This is a genomic window from Brevundimonas sp. AJA228-03, from assembly GCF_017795885.1.
In the GTDB taxonomy this organism is placed as follows: Bacteria; Pseudomonadota; Alphaproteobacteria; order Caulobacterales; family Caulobacteraceae; genus Brevundimonas.
This window is the reverse complement of record NZ_CP059297.1, coordinates 260,197-279,299: the sequence shown is the minus strand read 5'-3', so window position 1 is coordinate 279,299 and position 19,103 is coordinate 260,197. Positions and strand designations below refer to the sequence as shown.

General features: G+C 68.7%; 17 protein-coding genes and 1 tRNA gene. 7 read left to right on the top strand and 11 right to left on the bottom strand.

Annotated features, from left to right (window positions below; genetic code table 11):
• The first annotated feature begins 36 nt into the window (after positions 1-36).
• Both HZ989_RS01495 and HZ989_RS01490 read left to right on the top strand, forming a co-directional pair.
• Positions 37-567, top strand: coding sequence for a disulfide bond formation protein B (locus tag HZ989_RS01495; RefSeq protein WP_209321887.1), 531 nt, complete (start codon positions 37-39; stop codon positions 565-567).
• Positions 545-1,141, top strand: coding sequence for a demethoxyubiquinone hydroxylase family protein (locus HZ989_RS01490; protein WP_209321886.1), 597 nt, complete (start codon positions 545-547; stop codon positions 1,139-1,141). The genes HZ989_RS01495 and HZ989_RS01490 overlap by 23 nt, the downstream gene beginning before the upstream one ends.
• Here the strand turns inward: HZ989_RS01490 and HZ989_RS01485 are convergent.
• The 6 genes from HZ989_RS01485 to rpmH form a co-directional block, all read right to left on the bottom strand.
• On the bottom strand, positions 1,119-2,081 hold the full coding sequence (locus tag HZ989_RS01485) for an esterase-like activity of phytase family protein (RefSeq protein WP_209321885.1): 963 nt from the start codon (positions 2,079-2,081) through the stop codon (positions 1,119-1,121). The genes HZ989_RS01490 and HZ989_RS01485 overlap by 23 nt on opposite strands.
• Positions 2,081-3,967: a cobaltochelatase subunit CobT gene (gene cobT, locus HZ989_RS01480; RefSeq protein ID WP_209321884.1), complete on the bottom strand. Its 1,887-nt coding sequence runs from the start codon at positions 3,965-3,967 to the stop codon at positions 2,081-2,083. The genes HZ989_RS01485 and cobT overlap by 1 nt, the downstream gene beginning before the upstream one ends.
• A 198-nt stretch (positions 3,968-4,165) precedes the next feature.
• Positions 4,166-4,807, bottom strand: a complete 642-nt coding sequence (gene yihA, locus HZ989_RS01475) for a ribosome biogenesis GTP-binding protein YihA/YsxC (protein WP_209321883.1) — start codon at positions 4,805-4,807, stop codon at positions 4,166-4,168.
• On the bottom strand, positions 4,804-6,648 hold the full coding sequence (gene yidC, locus HZ989_RS01470; RefSeq protein WP_209321882.1) for a membrane protein insertase YidC: 1,845 nt from the start codon (positions 6,646-6,648) through the stop codon (positions 4,804-4,806). The genes yihA and yidC overlap by 4 nt, the downstream gene beginning before the upstream one ends.
• Positions 6,649-6,653: 5 nt before the next feature.
• Positions 6,654-7,070, bottom strand: coding sequence for a ribonuclease P protein component (gene rnpA / locus HZ989_RS01465; protein WP_209321881.1), 417 nt, complete (start codon positions 7,068-7,070; stop codon positions 6,654-6,656).
• Between the two features lie 194 nt (positions 7,071-7,264).
• The gene (rpmH, locus tag HZ989_RS01460) at positions 7,265-7,399 is read right to left on the bottom strand and encodes a 50S ribosomal protein L34 (protein WP_013268133.1); all 135 of its coding nucleotides are present in this window, start codon (positions 7,397-7,399) and stop codon (positions 7,265-7,267) included.
• Positions 7,400-7,531: 132 nt separating this feature from the next.
• On the opposite strand from rpmH, the gene HZ989_RS01455 reads away from it, so the two are divergent.
• Entirely contained in the window at positions 7,532-8,257 is a 726-nt protein-coding gene (locus HZ989_RS01455; protein ID WP_245162417.1) for a TVP38/TMEM64 family protein, read from the top strand.
• Entirely contained in the window at positions 8,254-9,747 is a 1,494-nt protein-coding gene (locus HZ989_RS01450; RefSeq protein ID WP_209321880.1) for an ATP-binding protein, read from the top strand. The genes HZ989_RS01455 and HZ989_RS01450 overlap by 4 nt, the downstream gene beginning before the upstream one ends.
• Here the strand turns inward: HZ989_RS01450 and HZ989_RS01445 are convergent.
• Positions 9,744-11,498, bottom strand: a complete 1,755-nt coding sequence (locus HZ989_RS01445) for a gamma-glutamyltransferase family protein (RefSeq protein ID WP_209321879.1) — start codon at positions 11,496-11,498, stop codon at positions 9,744-9,746. The genes HZ989_RS01450 and HZ989_RS01445 overlap by 4 nt on opposite strands.
• 168 nt (positions 11,499-11,666) lie before the next feature.
• Here HZ989_RS01445 and HZ989_RS01440 point away from each other — a divergent pair.
• Positions 11,667-11,743, top strand: a tRNA-Arg gene (locus tag HZ989_RS01440).
• Positions 11,744-12,053: 310 nt separating this feature from the next.
• On the opposite strand, the gene groL is transcribed toward HZ989_RS01440, so the two are convergent.
• Entirely contained in the window at positions 12,054-13,709 is a 1,656-nt protein-coding gene (gene groL / locus HZ989_RS01435; RefSeq protein WP_209321878.1) for a chaperonin GroEL, read from the bottom strand.
• 55 nt (positions 13,710-13,764) lie between these two features.
• Complete coding sequence (groES, locus tag HZ989_RS01430) at positions 13,765-14,049, bottom strand: co-chaperone GroES (RefSeq protein ID WP_209321877.1); 285 nt, start codon at positions 14,047-14,049, stop codon at positions 13,765-13,767.
• 241 nt (positions 14,050-14,290) lie between these two features.
• On the opposite strand from groES, the gene HZ989_RS01425 reads away from it, so the two are divergent.
• Positions 14,291-14,704, top strand: a complete 414-nt coding sequence (locus tag HZ989_RS01425) for a hypothetical protein (RefSeq protein WP_209321876.1) — start codon at positions 14,291-14,293, stop codon at positions 14,702-14,704.
• Positions 14,705-14,755: 51 nt separating this feature from the next.
• On the opposite strand, the gene pgi is transcribed toward HZ989_RS01425, so the two are convergent.
• Complete coding sequence (gene pgi, locus HZ989_RS01420) at positions 14,756-16,363, bottom strand: glucose-6-phosphate isomerase (protein ID WP_209321875.1); 1,608 nt, start codon at positions 16,361-16,363, stop codon at positions 14,756-14,758.
• 84 nt (positions 16,364-16,447) lie between these two features.
• Between pgi and HZ989_RS01415 the strand changes: the two genes are divergently transcribed.
• Positions 16,448-16,924 (top strand): hypothetical protein, encoded by a 477-nt coding sequence (locus HZ989_RS01415; RefSeq protein WP_209321874.1) that lies wholly within the window; start codon positions 16,448-16,450, stop codon positions 16,922-16,924.
• Here the strand turns inward: HZ989_RS01415 and HZ989_RS01410 are convergent.
• Positions 16,875-19,097: a protein-disulfide reductase DsbD gene (locus HZ989_RS01410; protein ID WP_209321873.1), complete on the bottom strand. Its 2,223-nt coding sequence runs from the start codon at positions 19,095-19,097 to the stop codon at positions 16,875-16,877. The two genes, HZ989_RS01415 and HZ989_RS01410, sit on opposite strands and share 50 nt — an antisense overlap.
• Positions 19,098-19,103: the final 6 nt, after the last annotated feature.

Genomic DNA, 19,103 nt, shown 5'->3' with positions numbered 1-19,103 from the left:
TCGACGGCGACGCCTGGCGCGTCTAGTGTTCCCGCCATGAGCGCCTATCGTCTCCTGACCCGCTGGTGGACCGCCTTCGCCGTGGCCATCTCCCTCGCCATGCTGGGGGCCGCCCATGCGTTCGAGCGGTTTGCGGGCCTCAGCCCCTGCAACCTCTGCCTCAAGCAGCGCGAGGTCTACTGGGGCGCGATCGCCGTCGCCCTGATAGCCACGGCGTGGGCGATCATCAGCCAGGCGCGTCGCGGCACCCCGCGCATCGCCGCCTTCCTTCTGTTCGCCGTCTTCACGACCGGGGCGATCACGGCCGGCTTCCACGCCGGGGGCGAGCTGAAGTGGTGGAGCCTGCCCGCCACCTGCGTCGGCGGTGGCGTGGCCGATCTGGAGAGTCTGACGTCGCTGGCGCTCGGCGTCGGCGAGCCGACCCGCATCGCCATGTGCGACGCGGTGGCGTGGAGCTTCCTGGGCGTGTCCATGGCAGGATGGAACGCGCTGATCTCCGCCGCATTGGCGGTGTTCAGCCTGCTTGCCGCGAAAAGGCCCAAGGATGCCAGAGCCCCGAAACACTGATCCCCAGGGTTACGCCCCGGGCATCCCGCTGGCCCGTCCGGGCCGGGGAGAGACCCGACGGCGTCTGGCCGAGATCCTGCGGGTCGATCACGCCGGCGAATACGGCGCCGTCAGGATCTACCAGGCCCAGGCGGCGGTGTTCCGCAACGCCCCCGGCAAGGGGGCCCTGACCGCCGACATGGAGGCCATGCAGGCGGGCGAGGCGGTGCACAAGGCGCGCTTCGATGCCCTGCTGACCGAACACCGGGTCGCTCCCACGGCCCTGCTGCCCCTGTGGTCGCTGGCCGCCACGGGCCTCGGCACCGTCACCGCCCTGATGGGCGAGAAGGCCGCCCACGCCTGCACCGAGGCGGTCGAGAGCGTGATCGAGCAGCACTACGCCGACCAGATCGCCGAACTGTCCGAACGCGAACCGGGCCTCGCCGCCGAACTGACGCAGTTCCGCGAAGAGGAACTGGATCACCACGATCACGCCATCGAACACGGCAGCCGCGAGGCGCCCGGCTACCGCCTGCTGAGCGCCGTCATCAGGGCCGGCTGCAGGGTGGCGATCAAGGTCTCGGAGCGGGTGTAGGCGCGGCCACATCAAAGGCCAGCAGCAGCGTCTTCTGCAGCGCATTGGCGTTGTCGTCGCTGAGCAGATACAGCCGCGTTCCGGTCGTCGTCGCGACCGCCGCGATCCCCTCGAAATTGTCGATCGAGGCGGGCGGGCGCAGCTGGATGACGGGATCGGACAGCACGCCGTCCGCCGACAGACGCCGCACCCGCACCCTCATGTCCAGCGGCGGCCTGTAGTAGCGCTCGACCACGAACCAGCCCCCGGCCGGGTCGATGTCCGCCCCCGTGAACCGGAAGCCGTCGGCCGGCATGACCGGGGCGGCCCCCAGCGGTGCACAGGCGGCGTGACAGACCCAGGCCCCGCCGCCTTCGCCGAGGACCAGCCAGCCGCCGCCCGGGGCCGCCGCCAGCCCTTCCATGCCCTCGTTGTCCGGGAAATCCGTGTCGGGGCGCGCCACTGCCGTGGGGCGATCGAGCGCGACCGCGCCGTAGGACCAGATGCGGTGATCGCGCTCGAAGCTGACCAGTACCGTTCCGTCGGGGAGGATCGCCAGCCCCTCGGAGTCCGCATTGGCCTTGGGTGTCAGAACGGCCCCGTCCGGCCCGGTCAGGGGTCGCGTGACGGCGCGGTCGGCCGTCACCAGCCGTCCGTTCCGATCCAGCTGCAGGGTGAACCGGATCAGCTGGCCGAAATCGCTGACCCCCCAGGCCCGGCCCCCGTCGATCTTGAGGTCCGATAACCCATGCAGGCCCGATCCGCGCAGGACCAGTCCGCCCGCCCAGGTCACGCCGGGGCCCAGGGTGGCGCCGCCGATCCCCAGGGGGACACGGCGCGCCTCGATCCGGATCGCCCGGTCCGAAGGCGCGACGGGGCCCGGCGTCGAAGTGGCCATGGCCGCGCAGGCCGCCGCCCCGATGAGCCCTGCGGCACAGAACAGGCGGGAGGCCGCCCGCATCACGCCGCCCGCCTCATCCGTCGGGCACCGCGCTTGCCGGTGTCCCTGGGGGCGACCTCGAACAGTTCGGCCAGTTTCTCGATCATGACCCCGCCCAGCTGTTCGACGTCGACGATGGTGACCGCGCGGCGGTACCAGCGGGTCACGTCGTGGCCGATGCCGATGGCGATCAGCTCGACCGGCGACTGAGTCTCGATCCGCTCGATGACGGCGCGCAGATGCTTGTCCAGATACAGGGCCGCATTGGCCGACTGGGTGGAATCGTCGACCGGCGAGCCGTCGGAGATGACCATCAGGATCTGGCGCGCCTCGGGCCGGGCCTTCAGCCGGTCGTGGGCCCAGGTCAGGGCCTCGCCGTCGATGTTTTCCTTCAGCAACCCCTCGCGCATCATCAGGCCGAGGTTCTTCTTGGCGCGGCGCCAGGGCGCGTCGGCGGCCTTGTAGATGATGTGGCGCAGGTCGTTCAGGCGGCCGGGCATCGGCGGTTTGCCGGCGGTGATCCAGGCCTCGCGCGCCTGTCCGCCCTTCCAGGCACGAGTTGTGAAGCCCAGGATCTCGACCTTGACCCCGCACCGCTCCAGCGTCCGTGCCAGTATGTCGGCGCAGACCGCCGCCACCATGATCGGCCGCCCGCGCATCGAGCCCGAGTTGTCGAGCAAAAGCGTCACGACGGTGTCCCGGAAAGGGCTTTCACTTTCCATCTTGAACGTGAGCGGGCTGGTCGGGTCGGTGATGATCCGGGTCAGGCGCGCCGTGTCCAGAACGCCCTCCTCCAGGTCGAAGGCCCAGGAGCGGTTCTGTTGCGCCATCAACCGCCGCTGCAGCTTGTTGGCGAGGCGGGCGACGACGCTGGACAGGATGGTCAGCTGCTGGTCGAGCAGGGACCGCAGGCGCTCCAGCTCCATCGGATCGCACAGATCGGCGGCATCGATGACCTCGTCATGGGCGGTGGTGAAGACGCGGTAGGCGTCGATCGCCCGGCCGTCATCGGCATTGTCCTGACGGTTCGGCAGGGCCCCTTCGGCCACGTCGGGGCCATCGTCGGCGGCGTCGCCGTCGCGCTCGGCGGGCGAACCGTCGGGGCGGGCATCGCGATCCTGTTCGGAGGTGGGGTCTTCGGACGATCCGTCCATCGACTGGCCGCCTTCGCCGCCGCTCTCGTCCTCCTCGTCCTCCTGATCCTCGGACGGGTCGGGCTGCTGCGGCGGGGGTTCGTCCTCGCCCGGCTCGTCATTGGCCTCGTCGCCCCGCCCGTCGCCGGGATCCAGATCGAGGTCGCGCAGCACGTCCTTCAGCGCCGCCCCGAACGCGGCCTGATCGCCCGCCGTCAGCGCCAGCCGGTCCAGGGCTGCGCCCGCTTTGGCCTCGATATCGGTCCGGACCAGGTCCAGCATGGCACCCGCTCCGTCCGGACTGCGCTGGCCGGTCACCCGCTCCCGCAGCAACAGGGCGACGGCTTCGGCCACCGGCACGCGGGCGGGCTCGATGACCCGCAAGGCGCCCATCTTCTCCAGCCGGGTCAGCAGGGCCGCGTTCATATTGGAGCGGACGCCCGCCAGCGACGCCGAGCCATGGGCCTCGATCCGCGCCTGCTCGACCGCCTCGAACACCTCGGCGGCGCGGCTGTCGAGCGGGCGCAGGGTGGCGTGGACCGCCGGATCGTGGTTGGCCAGTCGAAGCGCCAGCCGGTCGGCCTGACCCCGGACATTGGCGGTATCGCCCTCCGACGGATGGCGCGGCGGGTGGGGCAGGGTCAGGACGCCCCCGGTCAGGCGCGGTCCGTCCGACCCGAATACCACCTCCAGCTCCGACTGCTCGGCCAGGGCCCGCGCCGCATGGGCCAGCGCGCGCTTGAAGACCTCGGCGGGGGTGTCGGCGGGGGGCATGGCACGTAACTAGTAGCTCGGCGGCGGCGAGGCCAGCGCGACATTCTCCCTCCCCGGCCGGGGAGGGCGGTCGGAGCGTAGCGGAGACAGGGTGGGGCCGACAGGGCAAGGCCGCACGATGTTTTGCCTTGTCCTTCCCACCCCGCCGATGCTCCGCATCGACGACCCTCCCCCCGAGGGGGAGGGAGAAGTACCGTGCTAAATCTCCGCGCCCGTCGTGCGCATGATCTCGGCGCGCAGCTCGGGCAGACCGAGGCCCTTTTCGGCCGAGGTCACGGCGACGGCGGGGAAGGCAGCGGGGCGTTTGGAGATGGCCTTCAGCGTCGCCGCCTGCACCGTATCGCGCTCATGGGCCTTGATCTTGTCGGCCTTGGTCAGGACGATCTGATAGCTGACGGCGGCCAGGTCCAGGGCATCCAGCGCCTCGGAGTCGACCGACTTCAGCCCGTGGCGCGCGTCGATCAGCAGATAGACCCGCTTCAGCGTGACGCGGCCACGCAGATAATCCCGCCCCAGGTTCTGGAACTGGCGCACCGTCGACTTCGACGCCTTGGCCCAGCCATAGCCGGGCAGATCGACCAGCCGCAGCCTGCCGTCCAGATCGAAGAAGTTGACCTCTCGCGTACGGCCCGGTTCGTTCGACGCCCGCGCCAGCTTGTGCATGCCCACCAGCCCATTGATCAGGCTGGACTTGCCGACGTTGGAGCGACCCGCGAAGGCGATCTCGGGCAGGTCCGGCTCCGGCAACTGCTCGATCCTGGCGGCCCCCATAACGAAGGTCGCGGGCCGCGCGAACAGAACCCGCGCGGCCTCGATCTCCTCGTCCGTGTAGTCCGTCACGCGGGCTGTTTCTTGAGCTTGCCGATGAAGTCATCGATCGGGTTCTCGGCCCCGAAGCGATGCATGATGAAATACTGTTGGCCGATCGACAGGACGTTGTTCCACGCCCAGTAGACCAGCAGGCCCGCCGGGAAGACCGCCATGATGAAGGTGAAGATGATCGGCATGAAGGCGAAGATCTGACGCTGGACCGGATCGGGAGCGGGCGGGTTCATGGCCTGCTGCAACCACATGGTGAACCCGTAGAAGATCGCCAGGACGCTGAGCGCCAGGGTGAAGCCGCCGGACCCCGAGTTGGCGATCAAGCCGCCGATCACAGGCGCACCGGATGGGTCCCAGGGGATCAGGCCGAACAGGTTCCAGATGTTGGTCGGATCGGGTGCCGACAGGTCGCGGATCCAGCCGAAGAAGGGCGCATGCCGCATCTCGATCGTGACATAGAGCACCTTGTACAGGGCATAGAAGACCGGGATCTGGACCAGGATGGGCAGACAGCCCGCCAGCGGATTGATCTTCTCCTTCTGGTACAGCTCCATCGTGGCCTTCTGCTGGGCCTGGGGGTCGTCCTTGTGCTGCTCCTTGATCTTCTCCATCAGCGGCTGGAGTTTCCGCATCTTGGACAGGCTCTCGTAGCTCTTGTTGGCCAGCGGGAACATGATCAGCTTGATGGTCAGGGTCAGCAGCAGGATGGCCACGCCGAAGTTGCCGACGACGCCATAGAAGAACTCGACCAGGAGGAAGATCGGTCGCGTCAGGAAGAACAGAAAGCCCCAGTCGATCGCATAGATGAAGCGCGGCAGGTCGTACTGCTTCTCGTAGCCCGACAGGATTTCGTTGCGCTTGGCACCCGCGAACAGGTGCTGGACCTCGGTCACCTGACGACCCGGCTGGATCGTGCGCGCGGCCCCCAGGATCCTGGCCTCGTGGATATCGTAGGTGGCGGCGTCTGTGACGCGGAACTCGGCCTGGATGGCCTCGTCCTGCGGCGGGATCAGCGCCGCCATCCAGTACTTGTCTGTGATGCCCAGCCAGCCGCCGGTGGAGTCGAATTCCTGGCGTGGCTTCTTGGCCCAGTCGCCGTACTTCAGCTGGGTGGTTGCAAAGCCGTCGCCCTTGGAGAAGGTGCCGATGCCGCCCTCGTGCAGGATCTGGGTCTTGCCCAGCGCCGGGGGCACGCCCTGGCGCTCGACGCGGCCATAGGGGGCGATGGTGATGGGGGCGGTGCCCAGGTTGGCGACCGTGTCGGTCACGGTGAACATGTAGCGGGCGTCGACCGACAGCACGCGGGTGAAGCGCAGGCCCCGGCCGTTGTCCCAGGTCAGGGTGACGGGGGTCGTCGGCGTCAGGGTCGATCCGGCGGTCAGCCGCCAGACCGTATTGGCCCCCGGAACGCCACCCGGGACATTGGGTCCGGTCCAGCCGAACTGGGCGAAATAGGCGTGCTCCATGCCCTGCGGCCGGAACAGCTCCTCGTACGGAGACGTCGGGTCGATGGTCTGCCGATAGTTTTTCAGGAACAGGTCGTCGATCCGCCCGCCCTGGAGCGACAGCGAACCCTGCAGCGTCGGGGTCGACACCGGGATGCGCGCGACATTGCCCAAGGCTTTGGTGCGGTCGGTGACGAAGGTGACCGGTCCGGTCGCGCCCGTGGACGCCGGGATGCCCGCCGCCGGCGTGCCTGCGGCCGCGGCCGCCTGCTCAAGCGTCCGGGCGGCGGCGGCTTCCTGCATGGCTTTCCGCTGCGCGGCCACGGGGCCCATGTAGAACACCTGGTACAGGATCAGGATGACCGCCGTGCACACGGCGAAGATCACCATGTTGCGGGTGTTTTCGTTCTTCATGCGGATCAGGGGTCCTGAGGGGGCGTATCGGGGGTCGTCGGGCCATCGTCGGCCTTGCCGGACCGGCCGGGGCCGGGGGTGGTGGCCAGCCTTGTAAGCGCCGATTTCACGTCGTCAAGTAAACGGTCCCAGGGCCGGTCCGCCGTGCCCTGGCGCGCGATCAGCACATAGTCGCTGCCGGGCAGGCCATAGAGGGGAACCATGGCCCGCGCGGCCTCTCTCAGCCGCCGCTTGCAGCGGTTCCGGTCGACGGCTCCGCCAACCTTTCTCGTGGCGGTGAAACCCAGGCCGATCGCCGGATCGCCATCGTTCCGCTCCAGCCGCTGCACCACCACCGCGCCTCGCGCCAGCGAAACGCCTTTAGCGGCCGCCAGAAACTGGGGCCTTCGGGTCAGACGCTGGATTCTGGGTCGATTTTCCATCCTGCCACCCTGGCCCCTCTCCCTGAGGGAGAGGGCTTGAGCGCGCGACGGCGACGCCGTCGTTTTTTGCGCGAAAGGGTGAGGGGTTACAGTGCCAACCGGCGAGGGCAACACCCCTCACCCTTTCGGCTGGCGCATCGCTGCGCCCTGCGAGCCTCAAGCCCTCTCCCGCAGGGAGAGGACAAGATTCCGGCCTAGGCCGTCAGCTTCTTGCGGCCCTTGGCGCGGCGCCGCGCAACGATCTTCTGTCCGTTCTTGGTGGCCATCCGCGAACGGAAGCCGTGACGGCGCTTGCGCACGAGTCGCGACGGCTGATAGGTCCGCTTCACGGTCGGCTCCAGGGGTTATGCGTGGTGCGCAAGGACAAAGGCGTCCTTCGCAGGAAGGGCGGGCGTATAAGGGGGCAGGCTTCGGCTGTCAACGCCGGGAAGGGGTCCCGGGTGCCGCTGGAGCATTGAGGCATGATGGATCGCATCAAGAAATATCTGCCCCTGGTGGTCCTGGGCGGCGTCATCGCCCTGATCTTCGCCATGGGCTGGAACCGCTACCTGTCGCTGGACACCCTGCGTGACCATGGCCAGGAACTGCGGGCCTATGCCACGGAGCACTATATCCTCGCCCTTGTGGCCCTGATGGCGGTGTTCGCGATCCTGACGGCCAGCGTGGTTCCGGGCGTCTTCTTCGTCACCATCACGGCGGGCTATCTGTTCGGCCCGTGGGTCGGCGGGATCTCCACCGCCATCGCCGCCACGGTCGGTGCCCTGATCGTCTATGCCGTCGCCCGCTCGGCCCTCGGCACCGACCTGCGCAGGAAGGCCGAGCACGACCGGGGGATGTTGAAGAGGGTCTGCGCCGCCATCGACCGGGACACCTTCTGGTATGTCCTGGCGTCTCGTCTGGCCGTCGTCGTGCCCTTCCACATGATCAATGTCGCTGCCGGGATCATGTCGGTGCGGCTGGCACCCTATACGATCGCGACGGTGATCGGCCTGCTGCCCGCCCACATCATCTATTGCTGGATCGGCTCGCGATTGAGCACGCTGCTGGCCACCGACCCCGATCCCGACGTTCAGGCCCTGTTTGGCCAGTTCTGGGCCCCGATGGCGGGCGTGTTCGTTCTCGCGGTCGTGCTGCCTCTGGTCCTGAAGGCGGTCCAGCGTCATCTGCCGGGAGCCGCCACACCGTGAGGCCGCCGAAGGTCCAGACGCCCGGCCTCGTGGATCGCCTGCGCGACCGTCTCGGCCTGCCTGCAGACTGGCGCGAACGCGTGCCCCCCCAGGCCCCCGACGGCCTGTCCTCGCGCCTGTTCCTGCTGACCGTCATGTTCACCCTGGTGGTGGGGGCGCTCATCCTCGGCCCCAACGCCGCCTCCTTCCACGAGCGGTGGCTTCTGGACCGGTTGCAGGCTGCGGAACTGGCCTCTGTCGGCGTCGAGGCCCTGCCTTACAGCGCGGTGGACGAACAGACGGCCGATCAGCTGCTCCGCATCGGCGGTGTGTCGGCCGTGGCCATCAGTGACCAGGGGGTGATGCGCCAGCTGCTGCGTGCGCCCAATCTTCCGCGGACGCCTGACTTCATCGACCTGAGGCGCAAGACCAGCGGTGCGCGTCTGCTGGACCCCATCCGCACCCTGTTCGGCCCCGCCGACCGCTCCATCCGGGTCCGGGCCGCGCCCCGCTATCGCTCCGGCGACTTCATCGACGTGGTCGCCCCGGCCGAGCCTCTGAAGCAGGAACTGCAGGCCTTCCTGCTGAACAGCCTTCTGGTCTCGCTGCTGATCTCGGCCGTGGCCGGAGGGCTGCTGTATGCTGGTCTGGCCTATCTGGTCCTGCGGCCGCTTCGACGGGTTACGCGCTCGATCGAGAGCTTTGCCGCCGACCCCAACGCCATGGGCGAGCCCCCTTCGGACCGTCACGACGAGATCGGCAGGGTCGAGCGCGAACTGGCCCGGATGCAGGAAGAGGTCCGCCTGTCGCTGCGCTCCCGTTCGCGCCTCGTGGCCCTGGGCGAGGCGGTGGCCAAGATCAACCACGATCTGCGCAACATGCTGACCTCGGCCCAGATCGCGTCTGACAGGCTGGCGGATTCCGCCGACCCCCAGGTCGCCAAGGCCCTGCCGCGACTCGAGCGGGCGCTCGGCCGCGCCGCCGCCCTGACCCGCAATGTCCTGGACTACGGCAAGTCCGAGGATCCCCCGCCCATCCTGGACCGCATCGCCCTGGCCCCCGCCGTCACGGCGGCCGCCGAGGATGCCGGACTGGAATCGACCGGCGTCAAACTGGTCAAGGTCATCCCGCCCCGCTTCACCGTCCACGCCGACGGCGACCAGCTGCACCGCATCCTCGTCAATCTGATGCGCAACGCCCGTCAGTCCATCGAGGGGGACGCCACGCGCGTCGCCCGTCGCAGGGGCGCGGCCCGGGGCGCGGTGCGGGTCGAGGCGCGGGCCGGGGACGAGGGCTGTATCATCCGGGTGACCGATGATGGTCCCGGCATCCCCCTGCGCCTGTCCGGACGCCTGTTCGAGCCCTTCGTCAGCGGCGCGGGCGGCGACGGCACCGGGCTGGGCCTGACCATCTCGCGCGAACTGGCCGCAGCCCATGGCGGCGAGCTTCGCCTCGTCGAAACCGGCCCCACCGGCACGACGTTCGAGCTGAGGCTGCCGGGCCAGACCTAATCCGTCCGCGCCACGCCCTCGCGGCGGTCGTCGGCCCCGCCATCCCAGTGATCGCCGCGCCAGATGCCGCCGTGCAGGCCCGAGTTCTCGGACGTGTTCGGGGCCAGGACGATGCCGTTGGCCGCCAGCCCCGCCTGCAGCGTCGGGCCGAACCGTGACGTATCGGCCCCGAAACCCGGACCCTTCGCCACCAGATTGGGCAGGTCGAACGCGGCCTGGACCGGCAGTCCCCACACCAGGGTTCCGATAAGCCCCTTGGCCACATAGGCCAGGATCGACGACCCTCCTGGTGATCCCATGGCCCCGACCAGCCGTCCCTGCTGGTCCAGAATGATGACCGGAGACATCGACGAGCGCGGCCGCTTGCCCGCAGCCACCGCATTGGCGACCGGCTGGCCTTCGCGCGTCGTCGGCGTGAACGAGAAGTCCGTCAGCTGGTTGTTCAGGAAATAGCCGTTGGCCATCCGGCCCGAGCCGAAGATGCTCTCTACGGTGGTCGTCATCGACACGGCATTGCCCCTCGCATCCACCACGACGAAATGCGAGGTGCCGGCCGGCTCCTGCGTCGCATCCGGGGCCCGGAAAATGCCTCCCGGCGGCGTCCCGGCGCTCGCCGACCCGGTCAGGCCGGGGGCCAGGGCCGCGCGGTCGGCGACATAGTCGGGGTCCAGCAGCCCCGCCACCGGGACGCCCACGAAGGCTGGATCGCCGACGTAGCGGTCGCGATCGGCGTACATCAGCCGCTGCAACTGGGCGAACATGGTCCAGGCCTGCGGGCTCGTCTCACCCTGTGCCAGGGCCCGCGCGGCCACCGGCGTCTCGGCCATGGCCAGCAGCTGCAACAGGCTGACGCCGCTGGACGGCGGTGGCGGGATGCACACGACATAGATCCGGAACGGTCGGCACAGGGCCTCGCGCGCGACGGGTCGATAGGCGGCCAGGTCCGCGGTGCTCAGGGCTCCGGGCCGCGGTCCTTCGTGCACCGTATCCACGATCGCCTGCGCCAGCGGACCGGAATAAAGCGCCCCGGCCCCCTCCCGCGCCAGGGCCGCGATCGTTTCGGCATAGGCCGGGTTCCTCAGCGTGTCGCCCGCCACATAGCGTGTCCCGTCGGGCCGGGTGAAATAGGCGTTGGCCCATTCGGTCCGCGCCTGTCCGCCGGTCAGGGCGATCATGCCGGCCAGTCGCGGACTGACCACGAACCCGTCCCGCGCCAGCCGCTCCGCATCGCCGAACAGGTCCGACCAGGCCAGAATGCCGTGATCCTTCTGCGCCTGCCCCAGCATGGCGACCGCGCCCGGAACGCCCGTCGACCGGCCGCTCAGCACCGCGTCCATGAAGGACAGAGGGGTTCCGTTCTCGTAGAACAGCTCGGGCGTCGCCGCCGACGGTGCGGTCTCGCGTCCGTCATAGGTCGTGACCTCGCCCGTCCCGGCGTTGAAGACCATCATGAACGACCCGCCGCCCAGACCGGACGACTGCGGCTCGACCAGTCCCAGCACCGCCTGGATCGCCACCGCCGCATCGACCGCCGATCCGCCGCGCCGCAGGATCGCCAGGCCGGCCTCCACCGCCAGTGGATTGGCCGCCGCGACGAACAGACCGTGCGCGGGCGCAGAGCGCGTCTGACCGACGATCGCGGGGGCCCCGCCGTCCGCCGACCGGCTGACCGCGTCGTTCAGAGTCTGACACGCCGTCAGACTCGCCATCATGGCGAAAGCGACCAGGGCGCGGATCGACGACGTCAGCATGGAAACCCTCTGGCACGGACACGCGGGGAGGCGCACGCCATCGACCTAGGCCCGGCCGCCGCGCCCGCCAAGCCCTGCTTGCAGCGGCCCCGCTCACTTTGCCCGAAATCCGGGTTGCGCCCCGGGGATCGACCCGCTAGATACCCGCCCTCGCCGAAAGGCCTGTGCGCGCCCGTAGCTCAGCTGGATAGAGCATCAGACTACGAATCTGAGGGTCGGACGTTCGAATCGTTCCGGGCGCGCCATTTCTTCCCCCACCCATGCAAACACTGCGGTTTCACCGTCCGGGCGGCGACCAGATCGGTGGTGGCGACCTGATCACGGACATTCGTTCCCGGGAGCGAGACGGCGGCTCGATCGCGTCGCCTGCCTTCCGCAACATTGTATCCGACCTCGGGCCAGTCGTTGACGAAGCAGGGATCACCGCGACAAGCCCCGCCTGAAGCGTTGTTGACCGGCCCGGGTCGGCGTCGTCCAGCCGTGGTGTAAGGACAGAAAAGAGCGGGCCCGTTTCCGGACCCGCCCTCTTCTTCGTCAGCGCGATGCAGGCGTGGACTAGAAGTCCATGTCGCCCATGCCGCCCATGCCGCCGCCGCCCATGCCGCCGCCGGCACCGCCGGCGGAGCCCTTCTTCGGTGCATCGGCCACGGCCGCTTCGGTGGTGATCAGGATACCGGCGACCGAGGCCGCGTCCTGCAGGGCGGTGCGAACGACCTTGGCGGGGTCGATGACGCCGGCCTGGATCATGTCGACATACTCTTCGGTCTGGGCGTTGAAGCCGTAGGTGGCCGAGGGGTTCTCGAGCACCTTGCCGACCACGATGGAGCCTTCGACGCCCGCATTCTCGACGATCTGGCGGATCGGGGCCTGGATCGCGCGACGGATGATGGCGATGCCGGCGGTCTGGTCGGCGTTGTCGCCTTTCAGGCCTTCCAGCGCCCGGGTCGCCTTCAGCAGGGCGATGCCGCCGCCGGGGACGATGCCTTCTTCAACCGCGGCCCGCGTGGCGTTCAGGGCGTCGTCGACGCGGTCCTTCTTTTCCTTCACCTCGACCTCGGTCGAGCCGCCGACGCGGATGACCGCGACGCCGCCGGCCAGCTTGGCCAGACGTTCCTGCAGCTTTTCCTTGTCGTAGTCGGACGAGGTGTCCTCGATCTGCTTCTTGATCTGGCCGATGCGGGCCTCGATCTCGTCCTTGCCGCCGACGCCGTCCACGATGGTGGTGTCGTCCTTGGTGATGGTGACCTTCTTGGCCTTGCCGAGCATGTCGATCGTGACGTTCTCGAGCTTGATGCCCAGGTCCTCGGAGATGACCTGGCCGCCGGTCAGGACGGCGATGTCCTCCAGCATGGCCTTGCGGCGGTCACCGAAGCCGGGGGCCTTGACGGCGGCGACGCGCAGGCCGCCCCGCAGCTTGTTGACCACCAGGGTGGCCAGGGCCTCGCCCTCGATGTCCTCGGCGATGATCAGGAGCGGGCGACCCGACTGGACCACGGCTTCCAGGATCGGGAGCATGGCCTGAAGGCTCGACAGCTTCTTTTCGAACAGCAGGATGAGCGGTTCCTCGAGCTGGACCTCCATCTTGTCGGCGTTGGTGATGAAATAGGGGCTCAGGTAGCCGCGGTCGAACTGCATGCCCTCGACGACGTCCAGTTCGGTCTCGGCGGTCTTGGCTTCCTCGACCGTGATGACGCCCTCATTGCCGACCTTGTCCATGGCCCTGGCGATCATCTCGCCGACCTCGGTGTCGCCGTTGGCCGAGATGGTGCCGACCTGGGCGATCTCGGAGTTGGCGCTGACCTTCTTGGAGGTGGCCTTGATCTCGGCGATGACGGCGGCGACGGCCTTGTCGATGCCGCGCTTCAGATCCATCGGGTTCATGCCGGCGGCGACGGACTTGAGGCCTTCCTGCACGATGGACTGGGCCAGGACGGTCGCGGTGGTGGTGCCGTCGCCCGCCTTGTCGTTGGTCTTGGACGCGACTTCGCGGATCATCTGGGCGCCCATGTTCTCGAAGGCGTCTTCCAGCTCGATTTCCTTGGCGACCGAGACGCCGTCCTTGGTCGAGCGCGGGGCGCCGAAGGACTTCTGGATCACGACGTTGCGGCCCTTGGGACCCAGCGTCACCTTGACCGCATTGGCCAGGACGTTGACGCCGCGCAGCATCTTCTCGCGCGCGTCGGTGGAGAACTGTACTTGTTTCGCAGCCATGTGGCGGCTCCTAAATCGTGGGTTTCAGAGAAAGAAAGGTCGAGGTCGAGGGTGCTTACAGCACGCCCAGGACGTCGGATTCCTTCATGATGATGAGGTCTTCGCCTTCCAGCTTGACCTCGGTGCCCGACCATTTGCCGAACAGGATGCGGTCGCCTGCCTTCAGTTCCAGGGCGTTGATGGTGCCGCGTTCGTCACGGACGCCGGGGCCCACGGCGACGACTTCGCCTTCCTGGGGCTTTTCCTTGGCGGTGTCGGGGATGATGATCCCGCCCTTGGTCTTCGATTCTTCTTCCACGCGCTTGACCAGCACGCGATCGCCGAGAGGACGAAACGCCATCTGTGAGTTCTCCGTATAGCTCTAGAGTTTGATGTCGCCCTCGCAGACCGGCTTTTGGCAGCCGTGACCTGCGAGTGCTAACGCAGGTCGCAAGTAGGATGGCGGACAGGCAGCGTCAAGACCGCCAGACGATGAACGCCAGATGAACGAGCCCCCGCCTGTCCGTTCAGATTGAGCGTTCTACACCTTGACCATGGGAAGGGGCGTCGTACCCGGCCGTCACGTTTGGGGAGACAGGGACATGAAGATCATCAAATTCGCGTTCGCCGCCGCGCCGGTTCTGGCTCTGACGCTGGCGGCCGCCGCGCCGGCCGAGGCCCAGAGCCGCTACTACGGTGGCCAGAACCACCATGACCAGCGCCGCGACACCGGCGGCGATGTCGTGGCAGGCATTGTGATCGGAGCCATCGCCGGGGGCCTTCTGGCGGCTGCGGCCTCTGATAACGACGATGATTGCGGCTTCTATCGCGACGGCCGTTGCTGGCGGAACCAGGGCCACTGGGAGCGCGAGCACGGCATCAACAGCCGCTATGGCTATGGCTATGGTTACAACGACCGTCGGGACTATCGCTACGATCGCCGGGACGACCGCCGGGATCGGCGCTACGACCGCCGTGATGACCGCCGCGACTATCGCTACGACCGCCGCTGGTAGTCGCCGCCGCGCAGGACGGACGAGACGGGCTTCCTCGCGGAAGCCCGTTTTTCAGGCCAGCAGCCGGGTCAGAAGGGCGGACGTCGAGGGATCGAGGTCTGCAGATGGCTCACCGGCCTCGACATCGCGCAACACGGCCCTGGCCAGGACCTTGCCGAGCTCAACCCCCCATTGGTCGAAGCTGTTGATGTCCCAGATCACACCCTCGACAAACGTCTTGTGCTCATACAGGGCGAGCAGCGCACCGAGGGTTTCGGGCACCAGCCGGTCCATGACGATCGCGGTCGAGGGACGATTGCCGGGGAAGGTCTTGTGGCCGGCCAGCCGGTCGGCCTCGGCCTGCGACGCGCCTGCCGCGATCAGTTCGGCGCGCGCCGCCTCGATCGTCTTGCCCAGCATCAGGGCCTGGCCCTGGGCCAGGGCGTTGGCCCACAGCGGCGCGCCGACCGTGTCCGGCAGGGTCTCCGCCGCGATCACGAACTCGGCGGGAACCACCTGCGGTCCCTGATGGATCTGCTGGAAGAAGGCGTGCTGGCCGTTGGTGCCCGGTTCGCCGAACACCACGGGGCAGGTCGGCCGGGTGACGGGCGAGCCGTCGCGGCGAACGCGTTTGCCGTTCGATTCCATCTCCAGCTGCTGCAGGAAGGCCGGCAGGCGGCGCAGACCATGGGCATAGGGGGCGATCGTGCGGGCCGGGCGATGCAGGCCATCGACATTCCAGACCTGGGCCAGGGCCAGCAGCACCGGTGCGTTCCGCTCCAGCGGCGCGGTGACGAAATGCGCGTCCATGGCCCGCGCGCCGGCCAGCAGGCTGTCGAAGACATCGGGACCCAGCGCGATCACGCAACTGAGGCTGACGGCAGACCACAGCGAATAGCGGCCCCCTACCCAGTCCCGGAAGGCGAAGGTCCGACCGCAGCCGAAGGCCTCGGCGCGCTCGGGCGCGGCGGTTACCCCGATGAAATGGCGGTCGCGCCCGGCCACGGGCAGGCTGGCCGCCAGCCAGACCCTGGCCGCTTCGGCATTGGCGAGCGTTTCCTGCGTCGTGAAGGTCTTGGACACGACGATGACCAGGGTGGTCTCGGGATCCAGCCCGGTCAGGGCCTCGGCCATGTCGCGCGGATCGATATTGGCGACGAAACGCAGATCGATCGACGGCTCCAGCGGCTTCAGGGCATCCCAGACCACGCGCGGCCCCAGATCCGACCCGCCGATGCCGATGTGGACGATGGCCCTGAACGCCTGACCCGTCGCGCCGGTCTCGATTCCTGACCGCACGGCCGTCGCATAGTCGGCCATGGCCTGGCGTACGCTGCGGACCTCATCCGAGACGGGCTCGCCCAGCGCCCGGAAGTCGGCGTCGTCATCCGCCCGCAAGGCCGGATGCAGCACCGCCCGACCTTCGGTGTTGTTGACCGCCTCGCCCGCGAACAACCGCGCGCGCTCCCGCTCGACCCCGGCCGCGCGGGCCAGGTCCAGACAGGCCGCGAATCCCTCGCGGGTCCAGCTCTGCTTGGACAGATCGAGGTAAAGCCCGGCCGCCTCCACGCTCATCCGTGTCAGTCGATCCAGGTCGGATGCAAACTGGTCGACAATCCGGGCCCCGGCATCACGCGTCGCGGCGGCATCGAACGCGGCCCAGACAGAAGGATCGGACATGAGACAGCCTTTCGTTGATCAAGGTCTCGTTTACGGGTCGGGCGTAGACCGGTTCAATCGCTGAGTCGCGAAAAGGACCGGACCATGTCGTGTGGCATCGCCATCGCCGTCTCGCTGTTGCTGTCGGACCCCAATGTCGCGCTCGCGGCGGCCCAGCCGCCGGCGGACGCCGGCGCGCCCGTCTCGGTCGCGGGCGAGCCCATGTTCATCGATATCGTGACCCGGGCCAGCGCCCTGAAGGCCGTGGTCGATGCCTGGGGCCCGACGGGCGCGGCCGGCGGCGACTTCGAGGCCTTCAAGGCCCACGCCACCGCCCTGTCGGCCATGGACATGCAGGCGCATCTGATCCTGAAGGAACGCGGCACCGACGGGGATCTGAAATGCATATTGCGCGGCATTTCCGAGGACATCCCGGTCAGGATCCATGCGGTGGAGACCGCCGCGAGCCCCGAGGCCAGGGCCGTCGCCCTGTCGGAGCTGTCCTATCTGCTGAACGACAATGTCGAGGTCATCACCGCCCCGCCGCAGCCGGACGCCCGGTCGGGCGTACCGACGAACTAGCGGCCTCCAGGGCCTCGATCACCACGCCCTCGGTCAGCAGCTGGGGCAGGATGCGCGGCCGGGCCTCGCCTGGCGCATAGACCAGATACAGAGGCACGCCCGAACGTCCGTGGCGGGCAAGTTCGCGCGCGATCACCGGATCGCGCCGGGTCCAGTCGGCGACCAGATAGACCGTGCCCGTCCGCGACAAAGCCTCTGCCACCCTGGATGAATGCAGGGCGGTGCGTTCGTTGATCTTGCAGCTGACGCACCAGTCCGCGGTGAAATCGACGAGGACCGGACGTCCCCGCGCCCGCGCATCCGCCACGGCCTGTGGCGACCAGGGCTGGCTGGCCGGGCCGCTGCCCCGGGCTGATGGAGGACTGGCCGCAGGGGGCAGACTGACGGCAAGGCCCGTGATCCCGATCGCGACGATCAGGGCGAGCGCCGACGTCAGGGTCAGGGGCCGCAAGACGGACCCGGTCGCGAGCGCCCGCTGCCGAAGCCCGAACGCCCACACCGATACACTCAGGATGACCGCTCCGACCATCAGCCACGCCGCCGCTGTCGATCCCTGCTGCCGCTGGAACACCCAGCCCAGCCAAAGGGCGGCGGCGAACATGGGCAGGGCCAGCCCCTGTTGCAGCCGCTCCATCCAGGGGCCGGGACGCGGCAGCCGGACGAGCAGACCTGGCGACAGGCTGATCGCCAGATAGGGCAGGGCCAGCCCCAGGCCGAGGCACAGGAAGACCAGCAGGGCGATCGGCGCTGGCAGGATCAGCGCTGCTCCCAGGGCCACGGCCATGAAGGGTGCCGTGCAGGGGGCGGCCACCACAACAGCCAGGATGCCCGTCAAGAATGCGCCGATCGGGCCGTTCAGCCGCGACAGCCGCGACCCGCCCGCCGCCTGAAGGCCCAGCCCGATCTGGAACAGCCCCGCCAGGTTCAGCCCCACCACCAGCATCAGCAGCGCCAGCACGGCCACGACCGGCGGCGACTGCAGCTGGAAGCCCCAGCCGATCTCCTGGCCCAGACCGCGCAGCAGCAGCAGGGCGGTCCCGAGCAGCAGAAACGTCACCAGGACTCCCGCCAGATAGGCCAGGCCGTCTGCCCGGGCTTCCTTTGCGTCTCTCGACGATCGCGCCAGGGCCGCCGCCTTCAGGGCCAGGACGGGAAACACACAGGGCATCAGGTTCAGGATCAACCCGCCCATAAAGGCGAAGGCCATGGCCTGAATCGCGGCGGCCACGCCCGGGAATGCCCCGTCGGGCCCGTCGGCGGTCGCGAGCGAGCGGCCGGTGGTGCCCGGCAGCACCGGGCCGGGGATCGCCGAGATCTCCCAGGCCCCCGCATCGGTGGCCAGGACACCCGCCAGCGGTTTCGACAGACCGGTCGAAACAAGGTCGCCGGTCGGGGCCAGCGTCAGACCGAGGCCGTCCGCCCCGGCACTCGCGGACAGGGCGACGTCGTGGTCGATCAGTCCTGCTTCGAAGGGATAGAAGGTCGCGCGATCGATATCGGCCCCGGCCAGGGGACCGCCGCTCGCGCCGAGCACCAGCCGGCCGTCGGTCAGGGTCGCGTGCGCCGTGATTCCGGCCGGTCGGGGCGCGCTTTCGACCTGGCGCTGGATCGCCGCGCCGTCCGCCCCGACCAGCGGCGGTGTGCCGTCGCGGATCGGCAGGTCCAGCCGCAGGGTGAAGCTGTCCGGCACGCACATTTCGTCGCTGCACACGAACAGCAGGGCGGTCACGGTCAGCGGGATTTTCGAGCCCGGCCTGGCGCTGGCAGGAATATCGATCGGCACCGGCAGAAAGACCTGATCCTCATAGCCCAGGTTGACGATGTCGCCCAGGCGCTGGCGACGGGGCAGGGGCCACAGGATGTCGCCGGCGAGGACGCCTGGAGCCAGGCTCCAGTCCAGCGTCGTCGGCCCCCCGGAATCGCCGGGATTGCGCCAGTAGGTGTGCCAGCCAGGCTGGATCTTCTGGCGCAGCGCCACCACCGCTGTCGATCCCGGCGCGGCCCAGGCATTCATGGGCACCAGTTCGACCTCGATCCGCGCGTTACGCTGGGCTCCCGGCGCGGCGGCAGGAACCGCCCGCGTTAGTCCGGTCTGGGCGGTCGATCCTCCAGGCAAGGCAAAAGCACCCGCAAGCAGGACGAACAGCCAGGTGATCAGGATGGACAGGCGCAATCGAGG